A 16,643-nucleotide genomic window follows, 5' to 3' on the forward strand; every position below is an offset into this window, starting at 1 on the left:
GTTCGTCGAATTCGGCTTCATGCGCCGGGCGCTGGCGGGTTGCCTCGCCCTGTCGGTGTCGGCACCGCCCATCGGCGTCTTCCTGACGCTGCGCCGCATGAGCCTCATGAGCGACGCGATGAGCCACGCGATCCTGCCGGGGGCTGCGGTCGGCTTCCTGGTCGCCGGCCTGTCCCTGCCGGCGATGACGCTGGGCGGCCTCGTCGCCGGCCTCGCGGTGGCCCTGCTCGCGGGCGCCGTCACCCGGGCGACCACGATCCGGGAGGACGCCAACCTCGCGGCCTTCTACCTCATCTCGCTCGCCGCCGGCGTGCTGCTGGTCTCCCTGCGCGGATCGCAGATCGACCTCATGCACTTCCTGTTCGGCTCGGTTTTGGCCCTGGACGATTCCGCCCTCTGGCTGCTCGGCGGCATCAGCACGCTGACCCTGCTGGCGCTCGCCGTGATCTACCGGCCGCTCGTGATGGAATGCGTCGACCCGCTGTTCCTGCGGAGTGTCAGCCGCAGCGGCGGTCCCGTGCACCTCGCGTTCCTGGCGCTCGTGGTGGTCAACCTCGTCGGCGGGTTCCAGGCCCTCGGGACCCTGCTGGCGGTCGGCCTGATGCTGCTGCCCGCAGTGGCGGCCCGGTTCTGGGCCCGCGACCTGGCCGGACTGATCCCGGTCTCGATGCTGATCGCCGCCCTCGCGAGCGTCTCGGGGCTCAGCCTGTCGTACCAGTACGACCTGCCGAGCGGCCCGGCCATCGTTCTGGCGGCGGGGGCCCTCTATGTCGCCTCGATGATGGTGGGGCCGCGCGGCGGCCTGCTGCGCCGCCTCGTGCGGCCGCGTCACCTCGAAGCCTGATCAGGGCTGGTCCTTCAGGGCCGCGAGACCTTCGCGGTAGGTCGGATAAGCGAGGGCCACGCCGAGTTCCTCGCGGATCAGCCGGTTCCGCACGCGCTTGTTCTCGCCGTAGAAGCTGCGCGCCATCGGCGACAGGTCGGCTGTCTCGAAATCGATCTCGGGCGGCAGCGGCAGACCGGTGAGGGAGGCGGCGTGCTCGGTCACCGTCTGGGGCGCGGTCGGCTCGTCGTCCGTGACGTTGTAGATCGCCCCCGGCCGCGGGCGGTCGATGGAGGCCAGCAGCGTCGTGGCGATGTCGTCGACATGGATGCGGTTGAAGACCTGCCCGGCCTTCACGATCCGCTGCGAACGACCCTCGCGCAGTTTCACGATCGGGTTGCGCCCGGGTCCGTAGATGCCTGAGAGCCGGAAGACCTGCACGGCCTTCCCGGTCTCGGCGCCGAGCGCGAGCCACGCCGCCTCGGCCTCGAGGCGCACCTTCGACCGGGCGCTGCGTGGCGCCGCAGGTGTCGCCTCGTCGATCCACGCGCCGCCCTGGTCTCCGTAGACGCCGATCGTCGAGAGATAGCCGATCCAGCCGATCCGGCTCGCCGCGATGGCGTCCCCGTAGCGGGCGAGAACCGGGTCGCCGGCCTCGCCGGGGGGGGCCGAGGCGAGCAGCACGTCCGTGTCGGCGAGATCCGCGGCGATCCGGGGATCGTCGGCCTCCGGCCCGAAGGCGCGCATGGCGAACCCGGTCTCCGCCGCGACGCGGTCGGCGGCCGCGGGATCCGTGACGCTGGCGCGGACGGTCCCGAAACGCGCTCGCGCCCGTTCGGCGAAACGGCGGCCGGTGAAACCGAGCCCGAAGACGAAGAGATTCATGGGGCGGGTGTCTCGCCCACGGGCGATTCCGTCAAGGCGGCGGCGGCCGTCCACTCGTCGCGGACATGGGCGTCGGTCTCGCGGTCGCCATGAAGTCGGCGGAGCGCGTGCAGGGCATCCGGCGCGAGCAGCCGGCCGCAGGCCCAGACCGCCATGCCGCGCACCAGGGGAGATGCGTCATCGAGGGCCGCGACGGCCGCGCCCGCCAGATCGGGATCGCCGGAATTGCCGATCGCGATCATGACGTTGCGCAGGAAGCGGTCGCGCCCCGTGCGCTTCACCGGCGTGCCGGCGAAGAACGACCGGAACGCCGCATCGTCGAGACCGGCGAGATCCGCCAGCGCCGGGGCCGCCAGATCCGCCCGCGCGGCGAGCCGGTTCTCCGCCGCCGTACGGGCGAACTTGTTCCAGGGACAGACGGCGAGGCAGTCGTCGCAACCGAAGACCCGGTTGCCGATCGCCGGCCGGAACGCGGCAGGGATCGGACCGGCATGCTCGATCGTGAGATACGAGATGCACCGGCGGGCATCGAGCCTGTAGGGGGCCGTAAAGGCGTCGGTCGGGCAGATGTCCAGGCAGGCGCGGCAGGAGCCGCAATGGTCGCGCTCCGGTGGGTCGGGCTCGAATTCCGCGCTCGTGTAGATCGCCCCGAGGAGCAGCCAGTTGCCGTGTCCGCGGGAGATCAGCACCGTGTGCTTGCCCTGCCAGCCGAGGCCGGCCGCCTCGGCGAGGGTCTTTTCCATGACGGGGGCGGTGTCGCAGAAAACCTTCACCCGCACGTCGCCCTTGGCGGAGAGATACCCCCCCAATTCTTTCAGACGACCCTTCAAAACCTCGTGATAATCCCGCCGCTGTGCATAAGCGGCGATGGCCCCGCGATCCGGCCGGGCCACGAGGTCCAGGGGATCGTGCTCGGGCCGGTAGCTCATCGCGAGCACCAGGATGCTGCGCAGGCCGGGCCACAAGTCCACCGGGCTCGCCCGCTGGTCGGCCCGCTCCGCCATCCACTCCATGGTGCCGTGCGCGCCCTCGGCGAGCCAGGTCGACAGGCGGCCCGGAAGGTCCGGGAGCCTGTCGGGACGGGTGACGCGCAGGCCGCAGAAGCCGAGCGCCCGGGCCCGGGTCTCGACGAGCCGGCGGAGATCGGCGCCGAAATAGGTTCGTCGGGCGGTCAGAAATCCAGGTCCGCGTAATGGGCGGCCGGTGCCATGCCGGGCACGCGGTCGGCGAGCAAAGCGCGGAACGAGGGCCGCGACTTGACCCGTGCGTACCAGTTCCGGGCCATCTCGTCCTCGTCCCAGGGCACGTCGCCCAGGTAGTCGACGCAGGACAGATGGGCGGCCGCCGCCAGATCGGCATAGGTCAGGTTGTCGCCGGCGATCCATCGCCGCCTGGCGATCAGGTAGCCGATGTACTTGAGGTGGTAGCGCACGTTGGAGCGCGCGGCGCGGATCGCGTTCATGTCGGGCGGGCCGCCGCCCTCATGGGCCGACATGAAGCGCTTCGAGATCTTCTCGTTCACGAGGTAGGCCGTCACCTCGGACTCGAACTTGACCAGGAACCAGTCGAGCAGGCGCCGGACCTCGACGCGCTCGACGGTGTCCTCCGGCAGCATGCGCCGCCCCGAGAGCCCGAGGCCGCGGGTCTCGTCGAGATACTCGGCGATGACGCCGGCGCCGGGGACGACGAGCCCGTTCTGCTCCAGCAGCACGGGTGTGACGCCCGCCGGATTGATCAGCAGGAAGTCGTCGCGCCGTTCCCAGGGCCGTTCCTCGAACAGCGTCGGCTCCATGCCCATCTCGGCGAGTACGAGACGGATGAACCGGGAATTCGCGCAGAAGGGGAAGTGGTAGAGGGTTGCCATCGAGGCCGTGGAGGACGTTCGGTCTGCCAACGCGGCCTGTCCCGCGCTCGTCGAGGGCCCTGATGCGCAGGTGTTCGGCGCGCAGGACTTCGGACCGAGCGTTATTGCCCGACCGTTTCCGAGCCCTTAACACGCCCGGCCCGGCCCGGTAACCGCTCGTCAACCCTAATGGGCGAAGCCTCGGGCTCAACCATTTCGCGTGGCAGGCGGCGGCTCGACGGGGGCCGCAGCGCCCACGGCACAAGGCGTCACGATGGATCCGGCAAGCATCGGCAAGGCAGTGCTGCTCGCCCTTGTGGAGGGGGCGACCGAATTCATCCCGGTCTCGTCGACCGGCCACCAGTTGCTGGTCGGCCACTTCATCGGCTTCCACTCGCCCAACAACACCTTCGAGGTGCTGATCCAGCTCGGCGCGATCCTGGCGATCCTGCTGGTGTATTTCCGCCGCCTGCTGGCGATCGCCACGGCGGTGCCGTCCGATCCGAGGGCGCGCCGGTTCGTGCTCGGCATCCTGGTGGCGTTCCTGCCGGCGGCGATCATCGGCGGCCTCTTCTCCAAGCTGATCAAAGCCTACCTGTTCAATCCGTGGATCGTGTGCGCGACCCTGGTGGCCGGCGGCCTGGTGCTGCTCGTCATCGACGACACCGACCTCGAGGTGAAGAAGAAGGACGTCTACGACTTCACCCTGCCGATGGACCTGAAGATCGGCATCTTCCAGTGCCTCGCCATGATCCCCGGCGTGTCGCGCTCGGGCGCCACCATCGTGGGCGCGATGCTGATGGGCGCCGACAAGCGCTCGGCCACCGAGTTCTCGTTCTACCTGGCGATGCCGACGATGGCGGGCGCCTTCGCCAAGGACCTGCTCGACAATTACAAGTACCTTTCGAGCAACGATGTCGGCCTGATCGTGATCGGCTTCGTCGTGTCGTTCGTCTCGGCGCTGTTCGTGGTGCGGGTGCTTCTTGACTACGTCTCCCGCCACGGCTTCTGGCTGTTCGCGTGGTGGCGGATCATCGTCGGCGCCCTCGGCTTCGCCGGCCTGATCATCCTGGGCTAACGGGCCGGTCCCTCTCGGGCCCGGACGACCGGATCGGCGGATCCGCCTCGGCGGCGTGATCCGTCCGGTCGTCGGTCCGGGCGCCGTAGACGGGCCCGCAATCCGGAAATGCTGGCTTTGCCGAAGCCTGCCGGGTCGGCATGTCCGGTTTCCGGGCTCCCCGTCGCGCCGCCGGGACCATCAAAAATCGGTGATGGGCGGCTTCAGCTTTCCTCAACCATCGGGCGATTGCCAGCGGCGGAGCGGCGTGCGAGGCAAACGCATGGAAGCGGTGCAGAAGACGCCGCGCTCTGGGACGTTCCGATGGAAGACACACCGCTCGCCGACCTCTTCGAGCCCGCAGACCGGGCGCGCTGGCTCGGCCTCGTCGAAGGCGTCCTCAAGGGCGCCGATTTCGAGAAGCGGCTGGTGTCGCACACGGCCGACGGCCTGCGGATCGAACCCCTCTACGGACCCGCCGCCCCGGCGGCCCAGCCGGTGCGTGAGCCGGGCCCCTGGCGCATCGCGCAACGGGTCGATCACCCCGATCTCGCCGCCGCCAACGCACAGGCGCTCATCGACCTCGAAGGCGGGGCCGACGCCCTCGTCCTGGCCTTTGCGGGCGCGGCGGGCGCCCGCGGCTACGGCCTGACCGCCGCGAGCGTCGAAGATCTCGACGCGGCGCTGAAGGGCGTGATGCTGCCCCTGATCGCCCTGCGGATCGACGCCGGCGGGCGCGGCCTGGAAGTGGCCCGGCTGGTGAGCGCGCTGGCGCAGCGCCGGGGCGAGGATCTCTCGACCTACGACCTCGATCTCGGCATCGATCCGGTCGGCGTTCTGGCGGCGACCGGAAGCCTCGGAGCGGTCTGGAAGGACATCGCCCCCGGTCTCGCCGAGACCGTCGCGGAGCTGGAAGCGGCGGGTTTCACCGGCCGAGCCTTCCTGGCCGACGGACGGCCCTATCACGAGGGCGGCGCCGGAGAGGCGGCGGAACTCGGGGCTGTGCTCGCCACCGCCGTCGCCTATCTGCGCGCCCTGGAGGATGCCGGTCACGACCTCTCCACCGCCCGTGACCGCGTCGCGATGCTTCTGACGGCCGATGCCGACGAGTTCGTCACGGTCGCGAAATTCCGCGCGATGCGACGCCTCTGGGCCCGGGTCGAGCAGGCCTGCGGGCTCGATCCCAAGCCGCTACGGCTCCATGCCGAGACCGCGTGGCGGATGATGACCAAGCGCGATCCCTTCGTGAACATCCTCCGCACCGGCATGGCGGCCGCCTCGGCCGGCATGGGCGGCGCGGACAGCGTCGCGGTGCTGCCCTACACCCAGGCCCTCGGATTGCCGGACGCCTTCGCCCGGCGCGTCGCGCGCAACAGTCAGATCGTGCTCATCGAGGAATCGCATCTCGCGCGCGTCAGCGACCCCGCGGCCGGCGCCGGGGGATTCGAGGCCCTGACCGCCGAACTCGCCGAGGCGGGCTGGGCGGCGTTCCAGGCGATCGAGGCGGAGGGCGGCATCGTCGCCTCGCTCAGCGTCGGCAAGCTGCAGCGGCGGATCGAGCTGACCCGCGAGGCCCGGGCCAAGGCCGTAGCGAACCGCCGTGAACCGCTCACGGGCGCGAGCGAATTCCCTAACCTCTCTGAGAAGCCCGCGGCCGTCCTCGACGTGCCGCCCGTGGCCGGGCCGCGCGGGTCCAATTTCGGCGCGGGTTCGGCCGTCGCCTGCGACGCGCTGCCGTCCCTGCGCCTCGCGGAGCCCTACGAGGCCCTGCGGGACGCCTCGGATGCCTGTCTCGCCAAGACGGGCCGCCGGCCGGCGGTGTTCCTAGCTAATCTCGGCCCTGTGGCGTCGTTCAACGCCCGTGCGACCTTCGCGGCCAACGCCTTCGCGGCGGGCGGGATCGAGGCGCTGTCGAACGAGGGCTTTTCCGACGCCGAGGCGGCGGCGGCGGCGTTCCGGGATTCCGGTGCCAGCTTGGCCTGCATCTGCTCCACCGACGCGATCTACGCCGAGCACGCCGTCAAGACGGCGGAAGCCCTGGCGAAGGCCGGCGCCGGTCCGATCTACCTCGCGGGCAAGCCGACGGACCTCGCCGAGCCGCTGAAGCAGGCGGGCGTGGCCGCCTTCCTGCATGTCGGCTGCGACCTGCTCGCCCTCCTCAACGCGGCCTTGCGCGCGGCCATGCGGGGTCCTGCGCCGCAGACCCCACGCTGAAAGGCGCCAATCCTCGCGAACCCGCCTCGTCCCGGATCCGATGACGTCTCGCTTCGCTCTCGCCCTGTTCCTCGCCGGCATGAGTCCCGCCGCCGCCGCGCCGCGCCAAGCGGCCCCGCCCGACCGGTTCGACGGCACCTGGAGCGTCGAGATCATCACCGAGACCGGGAGCTGCGACCGCGCCTATCGCTATCCGGTGCGGATCGAGAACGGACGGGCGCGCTTCATCGGGACCGCCTTCGTGGTCGAGGGCGGGGTGACCCGGAACGGGGCGATCCGGGGATCCATCTCGAACGGCGCCGCCACCGCCGACGTACGGGGGCGGCTTGACCGGAACGGATTCGGAACCGGCACCTGGGTCGCGTCCGGCGCCCTCTCCTGCCGCGGTCACTGGAACGCTGAGCGGCGCGGCTGAGGCCGCGTGTGGCCGTCGCGAAACAGTCCGGATCTCGCCCTGAATCGGGCAGCTCGACCGTGCCGAAAGCCCCGATCCCGACGCAATCATGAGCGAGACCTGAACACCGTTCGGACACCCGACGAGGCCGCCTGCATGAAGACTTCGATCCTCGCCACCTTCGCTGTCCTCGCTCTCGTCTCGGGGGCCGAGGCGCGTCCTCACCGGCTTCCGGCTGCGTCGAAAGTGAACACGGCGGAGGCCGAGAAGGTGCTGGCGCCGCTGCGGCAGGCCGCCACCGAATGCTTCGCCGACACGGTGCTGTCGAACCCGAAGGCCACCGCCGAGGCGCGGGCGGGCCGCTGGTACGAGGCCGTCGGCATCACCGGCTTCCTCTGCCGTCCGGAAGTCGCCGCAATGATCCAGGCTCATGACCGCCTGTACGGCGCGAAGACGGGCGAGCGTTATTTCAAGGGCGCCTACGTCAAGCATCTCGACCAGCAACTCGCCGAGCGGCTCCAGCCGATGTTCGCCCGCAAGGCCGTCGCCAGCGCCGAGCCTCCGGTGGAGAAGGCCTCGGCAGAGGACTCGGCCGAGGGCAACTGAGCGGGAACCGTCCGGGCGTCCGTGTCTTCCCCGAGGCGGAGACGGCGATGCCTTACGAACTGCATTACTGGCCGATGATCCAGGGGCGCGGCGAGTTCGTCCGCCTCGCCCTCGAGGAAGCCGGCGCCGACTACATCGACGTCACCCGCCAGGATGACGAGGATGGCGGGATCGGCCCCATGCTCGACCGCCTGTCCGATCCCGGCAACCCGCGGCCGCCCCTGGCGCCGCCCTTCCTGCGCGATGGTGACACCGTCATCGGGCAGAGTGCCGCGATCCTGCTCTATCTCGGGCCGCGGCTCGGCCTCGTCGGCGCGTCGGAGCGCGACCGGATCTGGACCCATCAGCTCCAGCTCACCATCGCGGACGCGGTCGACGAGGCGCACGACACGCACCATCCCTTAGGTGTCGGCCTGTATTACGCGGATCAGAAGCCCGAGGCCCTGCGCCGGGCCGCGGAATTCCGCACCGAGCGCATCCCGAAATTCTTCGGCTATTTCGAGCGCGTTCTGGCGGGGAATGGCGGCGGTCGGCTCGTCGGCGCGGATCTGGCCTACGCGGACCTGTCGCTGTTCCAGCTCGTCGACGGGCTGCGCTACGCCTTTCCCAAAGCCACCGCCGCAGCCCTGCGCCCCAACGCGAACGTGGCGCGGCTCCACGAGACCGTGGCCCGGCGACCGCGGATTGCCGCCTATCTCGCCAGCGACCGCCGGATCCCGTTCAACGAGGACGGCATCTTCCGCCGCTATCCCGAACTCGATCCCTGAGGCGCAGGCCTCACCGCCGCGGCCCGGCGATCAGGATCGCCGCGAGCGTCAGCGCGACGAGCCCCAGCACCAGCGACAGCAGGCGCCAGAACAGCAGCGGATCGCGCTCCAGCAGAGACGCCCGCCGTCCGTCCGTGAAGGCCGGATTGGGATGCCGCAGGTCGTGGACGAAGGCGGACAAGGCCGTGTAGCGCCGCAGCGGATCGGGATGAACGGCCTTGCGAAGCGCCCCGTCGACCCAGACGGGAAGCAGCGGACGCACCGTGAGAGCCGACGTGTAGCGAAGCCGCCGTTGCGCCGCGCGCGTGCGCGCCCGCGGAACGGCGTCGCCGTACGGCAGCCGTCCCGTCAACATCTGGTAGGTGATGACGCCGACCGCGAAGATGTCGGACCCGGCATTGGCCGGCGCGCCGAGGAAGCATTCGGGCGCCGTGTACTGCACCGTGCCGAGGATCTCCGCAGGATCGATCCGCGGATCGCCCTCGACGACGCCCGCGACCGTCGTGGCCCCGAAATCGATGATCTGGACGGTCCCTGCGGTATCGATCAGGACGTTATCGGGCCGCAGATCCTGATGGACCATCTCTCGCCGGTGAAACGCCTGCACGCCCCGGGCGAGCTGCTCGACGAGGCCGCGCACCGTTTCCAGATCGGGGGTCGCGTGGTCTCGCATCCACTGGGTCAGGGTCTGGCCCTCCACGTAGCGCATGACCGTGTAGAGGTGGCTGCGGCGGCCGGCCCGGGGATGCGCCTTGAGCACGTGAGGATTGTCGATCCGCCGCGCGATCCACTCCTCCATCACGAAGCGCTTCCGCTGGGCCGGGTCGTCCCGCAGGTCCAGGGACAGCACCTTCAGGGCGGCCTGGGCACCCGTCTCCGCCTCGACGGCGAGATAGACGCGGCTGCGGGGTCCGGAATGGAGGATCCGCACCAGACGGAAGCCGTCGAGTTCGGCGGGCGGGTCGAGGAGGGGCGCGGGGTCCAGCCCCTCGGCCTCCCCGAGGAGATCCGCCGGCGCGCCGGCCGGTACGCTCTCGACCCGCACGATCTGGATCGTCAGGTTGTCCTGACTGCCGGCGGCCAGAGCTGCCTCGACGATCGCCCGCGCCGCCGCGTCGAGCGTCGCGGCTCGCGCGATCGCCGCAACCACGTCGCGGGGCCGGACATGCTCGTGGACGCCATCCGTCGTCAGCACGAAGGTGTCGCCCGCCTCGATGCCGACGACGTGGTAATCGATCTCCACACGGGCATTCGCCCCGAGGGCGCGGCCGAGATAGGATTCCGCTGCGGAGACGACGACGCGGTGGTCCTCGGTGAGCTGTTCGAGGGACCGGCCGGACACGCGCCAGATCCGGGCATCGCCCACGTGGAAGAGGTGGGCCATGCGCGATTTCAGGACGAGGGCGTCGAAGGTGGTGACGTAGCCCCGGTCGGCATCGTTCGGATCGGCGCCGCGCCGGGTCTGGGCGTAGAGCCAGGAATTCGCCGCCGCGATTACGCGCTGGGCCGAGGTTTTCACCGACCACGTGTCCGGCGTGGCGTAATAGTCGCTCAGGAAGCTCTTGACCGCGGTCTCGCTCGCCGCCGCGCCCACCGCGCTGCTGCTGATCCCGTCGGCGAGCGCCACCGCGATCCCCTTCAGACCCAGAGCGGGTTGAACCGGCACCAATATGCCATTGAAGTCCTGGTTGGCCGCCTTGCGGCCGGCGCTGCTGTACTGGCCGATCGTGACCGTCAGATCGCTGGAGACGTCCGATCCGGTGCTCAAGCGGCGGCTGCCGCGCCCGCGCCGCGCCCGCGGTACGAGAGGGCCTCCGCGAGATGGAGCCGGCGCACCTGTGTCTCGCCGTCGAGATCGGCCAGGGTCCGGGCGACACGCAGCGTGCGGTGAAAGCCGCGTGCGGAGAGGCGCATGGTCTCGGCCGCCTGCCGGATCAGCGCCGTGCCGTCCGCGTCGGGGCTCGCGACCTCTTCGATGAGGTTGGCCGGACAGGTCGCGTTGGTGGTGGAATCCGGCAGGCCCCGCGCGGCATAGCGGCTCCCCTGCAGCGCGCGGGCCGCCGAGACCCGGGCCGCGGCCTCGCGGGAGCCCTCTGCCGGGGCCGGCAGGATCAAGTCGGCGCCCGTGACCGCCGGCACTTCGATGCGCAGGTCGATGCGGTCCAGCAACGGGCCGGAGATCCGCGCCTGATACTGCGCCATGCAGCGCTCGTTCGGGCCGCGGCGGCAGGCGTAGCCCGGCTCGAGGCCCTGGCCGCAGCGACAGGGATTCATCGCGGCGACGAGTTGGAAGCGCGCCGGGTAGGTGACCCGGTGGTTGGCGCGGGCGATCATGACCGCGCCGGATTCCATCGGCTGACGCAGGCTGTCGAGAACCTGGGGCGAGAATTCGGGCAGCTCGTCCAGGAACAGGACTCCCCCATGGGCGAGGGATACCTCCCCCGGCCGCGCCCCGAGCCCGCCGCCCACCAGTGCCGCCATCGAGGCGGAATGGTGCGGCTGCCGGAACGGCCGGCGATTCGACAGGGCCCCATCCCTGAGCTCGCCCGCCACCGACTGAATCATGGAGATGTCGAGGAGTTCGCGCGGACTGAGCGGCGGCAGAATCGAGGGCAGGCGCGCCGCCAGCATGGATTTGCCCGAGCCGGGGGGCCCGTTCATCAGGAGGTTGTGGCCGCCGGCCGCCGCGATCTCCAGGGCACGCTTGGCGCCCTCCTGGCCCTTGATGTCGGCGAGATCCGGGAGCGGTCCCGCCAGCGCGGCGACGGCAGGCTCCGGCCGGGCCATGACCTGGCTGCCCTTGAAGTGATTGGCGAGCTGGATGAGCGAGCGCGGCGCGAGCACATCCAGCTCGCCTCCGGCCCAGGCCGCCTCCGGACCGGTGGAGGCCGGGCAGATCAGCCCGAGCCCCCGCTCCCCCGCCGCCATGGCGGCCGGCAGCACGCCGCTGACCGCCGTGATGCTGCCGTCGAGGGCGAGTTCGCCGAGCACGCAGTAGCCGGCGAGCGCGTCGACCGGGATCGCGCCGATCGCCGCCATGACACCGAGCGCGATCGGCAGGTCGTAGTGCGAGCCCTCTTTGGGCAGGTCGGCGGGCGCGAGATTGACGGTGATGCGCTTGGCGGGCAGCGCCAGTCCGGAGGCGATGAGCGCGCCGCGAACCCGCTCGCGGGACTCCGCCACCGCCTTGTCGGGCAGGCCCACGATGGTGAACACCACCGAGCCCGGAATGATCTGGACCTGCACGTCCACCGCCCGCGCCTCGATGCCCTCGAAGGCGACGGTGGCGACGCGGGTGACCATCGATGAACTGCCCTCGCCGCCATATTCCGGTGCGGCCAAGATGTGCGGCAGATTCGGGAGCGGCTCAAGGGGACCGCCGTCGCGACGGAACTCCGGTGCCGCATTCCTGTTCAAAGCCGGAAACCCTCGACGGACTGGAGAAAGTCATGCGTCTGACCACGCCCCTCCTCGCCCTGACCCTGATCGCCGGCACCGGCCTCGCAGCTTACGCCGACGAGAAACTTCCTCCCGACCAGCAGGCCAAGGTCGAGGCGATGCTGAAGCAGGAGGGCTTCACCAAGTGGAAGGAGATCGAGCTCGACGACGGCATGATCGAGGTCGACGATGCGATTGACGCGAACGGCAAGCAGTTCGATCTGCATCTCGATCCGAAGACCCTGGCCATCGTGAAGCGCAAGGCCGAGTAGGCGGCGCTTGCGTTCGGCGAACGGCACGGCCATATAGCCGTCGGGGGGTTGGCGAGGGACGTTTCACTCGCCAACCGGGTCAGGTCCGGAAGGAAGCAGCCCTAACGAGACCGAGCGGGTCTTCGTCCAGCCTCCCACCTCATTCCCGCGCGCGGAAGCTCGATCCCGACACGGCATGGACGCTACGACCGGCACGCCTGACGACGAGCCGGGCCTGCCCGGGTTTCCAGCGCCCGCCGTCGCGGCGACGCCCTACCGGGTGCTCGCGCGCAAGTACCGCCCCACCAATTTCGGCGACCTGATCGGCCAGGATGCCATGGTGCGCACCCTCGCCAACGGGTTCGCGGCCAACCGCATCCCGCAGGCCTGGATGCTTACCGGCGTCCGCGGCGTCGGCAAGACCACCACGGCCCGCATCTTGGCCCGCGGCCTCAACTACGCCCGCGCCGGCCAGCCCGACACCGGCCCGACCGTGTCGATGCCGGAACTCGGCCTCCACTGCGCGGCGATCATGGAATCCCGGCACATGGACGTGCTGGAGATGGATGCCGCCTCGCATACCGGCATCGACGACGTCCGGGCGATCATCGACGGCATCCGCTACGGGCCGGTCTCGGCGCGCTACAAGGTCTACATCGTCGACGAGGTCCACATGCTCTCCGAGAAGGCGTTCAACGCCTTCCTGAAGACGCTGGAGGAGCCGCCGCCCCACGCCAAGTTCGTGTTCGCGACCACGGAGATCCGCAAGGTTCCGGTGACGATCCTGTCCCGCTGCCAGCGGTTCGACCTGCGCCGGGTCGAGGCGCCGACCCTGCATGCGCATCTCGCGAAGGTCTGCGCGGCCGAGGGCGTCTCCGTCGAGGACGAGGCTCTCGGCGCCATCGTCCGCGCCGCGGAAGGCTCCGTGCGCGACGCGCTCTCGCTCCTCGACCAGGCCATCGCCCACGGCGCAGGCACGATCACCGCGCAGAGCGTGCGCGACATGCTGGGCCTCGCCGATCGCGCCCGGATCCTCGACCTGTTCGAGGCGGTGATGCGCGGCTCGGTCCCGGCCGCCTTTGCGGAATTGCGGGCGCAGTACGATTCCGGCGCGGACCCGTCGGTGGTCCTCTCCGATCTCGCGGCGTTCACGCATCTCGTCACCCGGCTCAAGGTGGTTCCGGAGACGGCCGCCGACCCCACGCTCAGCGAGACGGAGCGCGTCCGCGGGGCGGAATTCGCCGAGAAGCTCTCGATCCGCGCCCTGTCGCGGGCGTGGCAGATCCTGCTGAAGGCGATCCCCGAGGTTCAGGCCGCACCCCGGCCCCTCGCGGCGGCCGAGATGGCGATCGTGCGCCTCGCCTACGCGGCCGACCTGCCCACCCCCGACGAGGCCTTGCGCCAGCTCAAGGCCGAGGCAGCCGCTGCGCCCGCGCACGAGCCCCCTCCCGTGCCGGCGCGGCCGCCGCTGCCGCCGATCCCCGACCTGCGTGGCGGCGGCTCCGCGGCGCTGGCCGCCGCACCCCGGACGGCGACGGCGGTGCCGGCGCCTATGACAGCGCCGACCGCCATGAGCGTGCCGTCTCCGAGACCGGTGCCCGCAGCCCCCCCGGCGCCGCGTCTTGGGCGATTCGAAGACCTGATCGCTCTGGCCGACGCCAATCGGGACATCCTGCTGCGCACCGCGCTGGAGCGCGACGTGCATCTGGTGCGCTTCGAGGAAGGTCGGATCGAGTTCCGCCTCGCCCCGGGCGGCCGCCCGAGCCTCGCCACCGATATCGCCGCCGCCATCGACCGATGGACCGGGCGGCGCTGGTCGGTGGCCCTGTCGAAGGAAGAGGGCGCGCCGACCCTCGATGCAGCCGCCCGGGCGGCGACTGAGACGCGCCGCGAGAACGCCGCGGCCGACCCCTTCGTGCGCGAGGTGCTGACACGCTTTCCCGGGGCTGAGATCGTCGATGTGCGCGAGACCGCGCCCGAGGCCCTGCCCTCCGCCGAGCCGGACGTTCTCGCGGACGGCGATGCCGCGCCGGTCGGCGAGGCCGAGGATGACGACGCCTGACGCGCGCCCGACCGACGGTGGCGCCGGAGCCGCATCATACCCAGATCAGACGGGGAAACGGAAAGAGAGCCGCATGCGCGACCTGATGGGCATCATGAAGCAGGCTCAGGCCATGCAGGAGAAGATGGCCAACCTGCAGTCCGAGATGGACGGGATCGAGGTTACCGGCGCCTCCGGCGGGGGATCTGTCCGGGTGACGATGACGGCCAAGGGCCAGATGACGGGCGTCAGCATCGACCCGTCCCTGATGGTGGCGGACGAGCGCGAGATCCTCGAGGATCTGATCGTGGCGGCCTGCAACGACGCCCGCGGCAAGGCCGAGGCGACCATGCAGCAGCGCATGGCGGAACTGACCAAGGATCTGCCCCTGCCGCCCGGGATGAAACTGCCGTTCTAGGTCGGTCTATTGCCGTTCATCCCGTCCCCGATCCGCATCCGGCGGTGCGGCCGCGCCATCGCGGAGACTTTCGGGGCTCGCGCGGCCGGCTGAAGGTCTCTTCGGCGGCCTCCGCGACCTTGCGGCACCTCGCGAGGCTGGCGCGGTTCGGACATGCGTGGGTCGCTCCGGCCCGATGAAGGCGGGCGGCCCCTCGGGCCGCCCGATCGCGTTTTCAGGCCGCGATCGCCTGAGCGGACGGCCCTGCGGCACGCACGTCGGCATCGACATGGGTCTCGAACCGCTTGAAGTTGTCGTCGAACATCTTCACCAGACGCGCCGCCGTCTCGACGAAGGCCCCCTTGTTGGCCCAGGTCTTCACCGGGGTCAGGATGTGCGGCTCGACGCCCGGCACGGAGACCGGCACCGCGAAGCCGAAATACGGGTCGCGGCGGAACTCGGCCTGGGCCAGGGAGCCGTCCAGCGCCGCACTCAGCAGACGGCGCGTGACCCGGATCGGCATGCGCCGGCCGGTACCGACGCCGCCACCGGTCCAGCCCGTGTTGACGAGCCAGCAATCGACACTGTGCTTGGCGATCAGGTCGCGCAGCAGGTTGCCGTAGGTGCTCGGGTGCCGCGGCATGAACGGCGCACCGAAGCAGGTCGAGAAGGTCGCCTCCGGCCCGGTCAGGCCGCGCTCGGTGCCGGCCACCTTGGCGGTGTAGCCCGAGAGGAAGTGGTACATCGCCTCGGCGCCGGTGAGCTTGGCGATCGGCGGCATCACCCCGAAGGCGTCGCAGGTGAGCATCACGATGTTCTTGGGATGCCCGGCCCGGCCGGTGGCGCTGGCATTCGCGATGAAATCGAGGGGATAGGCGCAGCGGGTGTTCTCGGTGAGCGAGGAATCGTCGAAATCCGGCGCGCGGGTGGCAGGATCGATCACGACATTCTCCATCACCGTGCCGAAGCGTTCGGTGGTGGCGTAGATCTCCGGCTCGGCGTTGCGCGAGAGGCGGATGGTCTTGGCGTAGCAGCCGCCTTCGAAGTTGAAGATGCCGGAATTCGACCAGCCGTGCTCGTCGTCACCCAGGAGCTGGCGGGAGGAATCGTTCGACAGCGTCGTCTTGCCGGTGCCCGAGAGGCCGAAGAAGATCGCCGAGCCGCCCTCCGCGTCGAGGGCCGCGTTGGCCGAGCAATGCATCGGCATCACGCCCTGGCCGGGCAGGATGTAGTTCAGATAGGTGAAGACCGACTTCTTCATCTCGCCCGCGTAGGCGGAGCCGCCGATCAGGACGAGCTTCTTCGAGAAGTCGATGGCGATCACGGTCTTCGACCGGCAGCCGTGCCGGGCGGGATCCGCCTGGAAGCTCGGCAGGTCGATGATCGTCATGTCGGGCACGTAGGACGCGATCTCGGAGCGGTCCGGCCGGATCAGCAGGTTACGGATGAACAGCGAGTGCCACGCGAACTCGGTGAACACCCGGGCCTTGACCCGGTAGGCCGGATCGGCGCCGCCGTAGAGGTCCTGGGCGAACAGCTCCTTGCCCTCGGCGTGCTTCAGGAAATCCTGGCGCAGGGTCTCGAACTGCTCGGGCGTGATGGCGCCGTTGTTGTCCCACCAGACTTCGCTCTCGGTCCCGGCATCACGGACCACGAACTTGTCCTTGGGCGAGCGGCCGGTGTGGCTGCCGGTGGTCGCCACCAGGGCGCCGCCGCGGGCGAGCTGGGCCTCCTTGCGGGCCAGCGCCTCCTCGTAGAGACGCGGCGCCTCGAAATTCCAGTGGACGGCCTTGAGGTCGCGGAAGCCGGTCGCCTCGGCGCCGTGGGCCGCGTTGTGATCACCGATGTTGGTCAAGATCGTATCTCCCGGGCCCCTGTTCGACCGTCGACGCGATTGTGCCGGACGGCTCCGCCGTCCGGGTTTGCC

General features: G+C 70.4%; 15 protein-coding genes and 1 other RNA gene. 10 read left to right on the top strand and 6 right to left on the bottom strand.

The annotated features are described in order from the left end of the window. Positions 1-19: 19 nt before the first annotated feature. Positions 20-844, top strand: coding sequence for a metal ABC transporter permease (locus tag BM396_RS04390; protein ID WP_051044682.1), 825 nt, complete (start codon positions 20-22; stop codon positions 842-844). On the opposite strand, the gene BM396_RS04395 is transcribed toward BM396_RS04390, so the two are convergent. From BM396_RS04395 to BM396_RS04405, 3 genes are read right to left on the bottom strand one after another with little or no spacing between them, the layout of a single operon-like run. Beyond that, entirely contained in the window at positions 845-1,708 is an 864-nt protein-coding gene (locus tag BM396_RS04395) for an SDR family oxidoreductase (RefSeq protein ID WP_043378582.1), read from the bottom strand. It abuts the gene before it with no gap. After that, positions 1,705-2,883, bottom strand: a complete 1,179-nt coding sequence (gene queG / locus BM396_RS04400; RefSeq protein WP_081948553.1) for a tRNA epoxyqueuosine(34) reductase QueG — start codon at positions 2,881-2,883, stop codon at positions 1,705-1,707. The genes BM396_RS04395 and queG overlap by 4 nt, the downstream gene beginning before the upstream one ends. Beyond that, complete coding sequence (locus BM396_RS04405; RefSeq protein ID WP_043347569.1) at positions 2,880-3,572, bottom strand: glutathione S-transferase family protein; 693 nt, start codon at positions 3,570-3,572, stop codon at positions 2,880-2,882. Before BM396_RS04405 ends, queG begins: the two co-directional genes overlap by 4 nt. A gap of 253 nt (positions 3,573-3,825) precedes the next feature. On the opposite strand from BM396_RS04405, the gene BM396_RS04410 reads away from it, so the two are divergent. The 5 genes from BM396_RS04410 (at position 3,826) to BM396_RS04430 (ending at position 8,589) form a co-directional block, all read left to right on the top strand. After that, positions 3,826-4,629: an undecaprenyl-diphosphate phosphatase gene (locus BM396_RS04410; RefSeq protein ID WP_043347572.1), complete on the top strand. Its 804-nt coding sequence runs from the start codon at positions 3,826-3,828 to the stop codon at positions 4,627-4,629. A 303-nt stretch (positions 4,630-4,932) separates the two neighbouring features. Next, positions 4,933-6,822, top strand: coding sequence for a methylmalonyl-CoA mutase family protein (locus BM396_RS04415; protein WP_043378585.1), 1,890 nt, complete (start codon positions 4,933-4,935; stop codon positions 6,820-6,822). Between the two features lie 40 nt (positions 6,823-6,862). Further along, a complete protein-coding gene (locus BM396_RS04420; protein ID WP_043378588.1) occupies positions 6,863-7,237 on the top strand; it encodes a hypothetical protein in 375 nt (124 codons plus the stop codon). Between the two features lie 135 nt (positions 7,238-7,372). Then, positions 7,373-7,822, top strand: coding sequence for a hypothetical protein (locus BM396_RS04425; RefSeq protein WP_043347577.1), 450 nt, complete (start codon positions 7,373-7,375; stop codon positions 7,820-7,822). Between the two features lie 47 nt (positions 7,823-7,869). Next, positions 7,870-8,589 carry a glutathione S-transferase gene (locus BM396_RS04430; RefSeq protein ID WP_043378591.1) on the top strand — a complete coding sequence of 240 codons (720 nt, stop codon included), beginning with the start codon at positions 7,870-7,872 and terminating at the stop codon, positions 8,587-8,589. A gap of 10 nt (positions 8,590-8,599) precedes the next feature. Here BM396_RS04430 and BM396_RS04435 read toward each other — a convergent pair whose 3' ends face one another. Together BM396_RS04435 and BM396_RS04440 are read right to left on the bottom strand one after the other, a co-directional pair. Further along, on the bottom strand, positions 8,600-10,357 hold the full coding sequence (locus tag BM396_RS04435) for a bifunctional protein-serine/threonine kinase/phosphatase (protein ID WP_043378594.1): 1,758 nt from the start codon (positions 10,355-10,357) through the stop codon (positions 8,600-8,602). Further along, positions 10,354-11,892 carry a YifB family Mg chelatase-like AAA ATPase gene (locus tag BM396_RS04440; protein WP_043378597.1) on the bottom strand — a complete coding sequence of 513 codons (1,539 nt, stop codon included), beginning with the start codon at positions 11,890-11,892 and terminating at the stop codon, positions 10,354-10,356. Before BM396_RS04440 ends, BM396_RS04435 begins: the two co-directional genes overlap by 4 nt. Before the next feature lie 146 nt (positions 11,893-12,038). Here BM396_RS04440 and BM396_RS04445 point away from each other — a divergent pair, with 146 nt between their 5' ends. The 4 genes from BM396_RS04445 (at position 12,039) to BM396_RS04460 (ending at position 14,737) form a co-directional block, all read left to right on the top strand. Beyond that, the gene (locus tag BM396_RS04445) at positions 12,039-12,299 is read left to right on the top strand and encodes a PepSY domain-containing protein (RefSeq protein WP_043378600.1); all 261 of its coding nucleotides are present in this window, start codon (positions 12,039-12,041) and stop codon (positions 12,297-12,299) included. Positions 12,300-12,340: 41 nt separating this feature from the next. Further along, positions 12,341-12,439: signal recognition particle sRNA small type (gene ffs / locus BM396_RS04450), an RNA gene on the top strand. Between the two features lie 35 nt (positions 12,440-12,474). Beyond that, the gene (locus tag BM396_RS04455) at positions 12,475-14,340 is read left to right on the top strand and encodes a DNA polymerase III subunit gamma/tau (protein WP_043378603.1); all 1,866 of its coding nucleotides are present in this window, start codon (positions 12,475-12,477) and stop codon (positions 14,338-14,340) included. A gap of 73 nt (positions 14,341-14,413) precedes the next feature. Then, positions 14,414-14,737: a YbaB/EbfC family nucleoid-associated protein gene (locus tag BM396_RS04460; RefSeq protein ID WP_043347589.1), complete on the top strand. Its 324-nt coding sequence runs from the start codon at positions 14,414-14,416 to the stop codon at positions 14,735-14,737. Between the two features lie 214 nt (positions 14,738-14,951). On the opposite strand, the gene BM396_RS04465 is transcribed toward BM396_RS04460, so the two are convergent. Then, complete coding sequence (locus BM396_RS04465) at positions 14,952-16,571, bottom strand: phosphoenolpyruvate carboxykinase (RefSeq protein ID WP_043378606.1); 1,620 nt, start codon at positions 16,569-16,571, stop codon at positions 14,952-14,954. Between the last annotated feature and the right edge of the window lie 72 nt (positions 16,572-16,643).

Source organism: Methylobacterium sp. UNCCL125, from assembly GCF_900116795.1.
In the GTDB taxonomy this organism is placed as follows: domain Bacteria; phylum Pseudomonadota; class Alphaproteobacteria; order Rhizobiales; family Beijerinckiaceae; genus Methylobacterium; species Methylobacterium fujisawaense.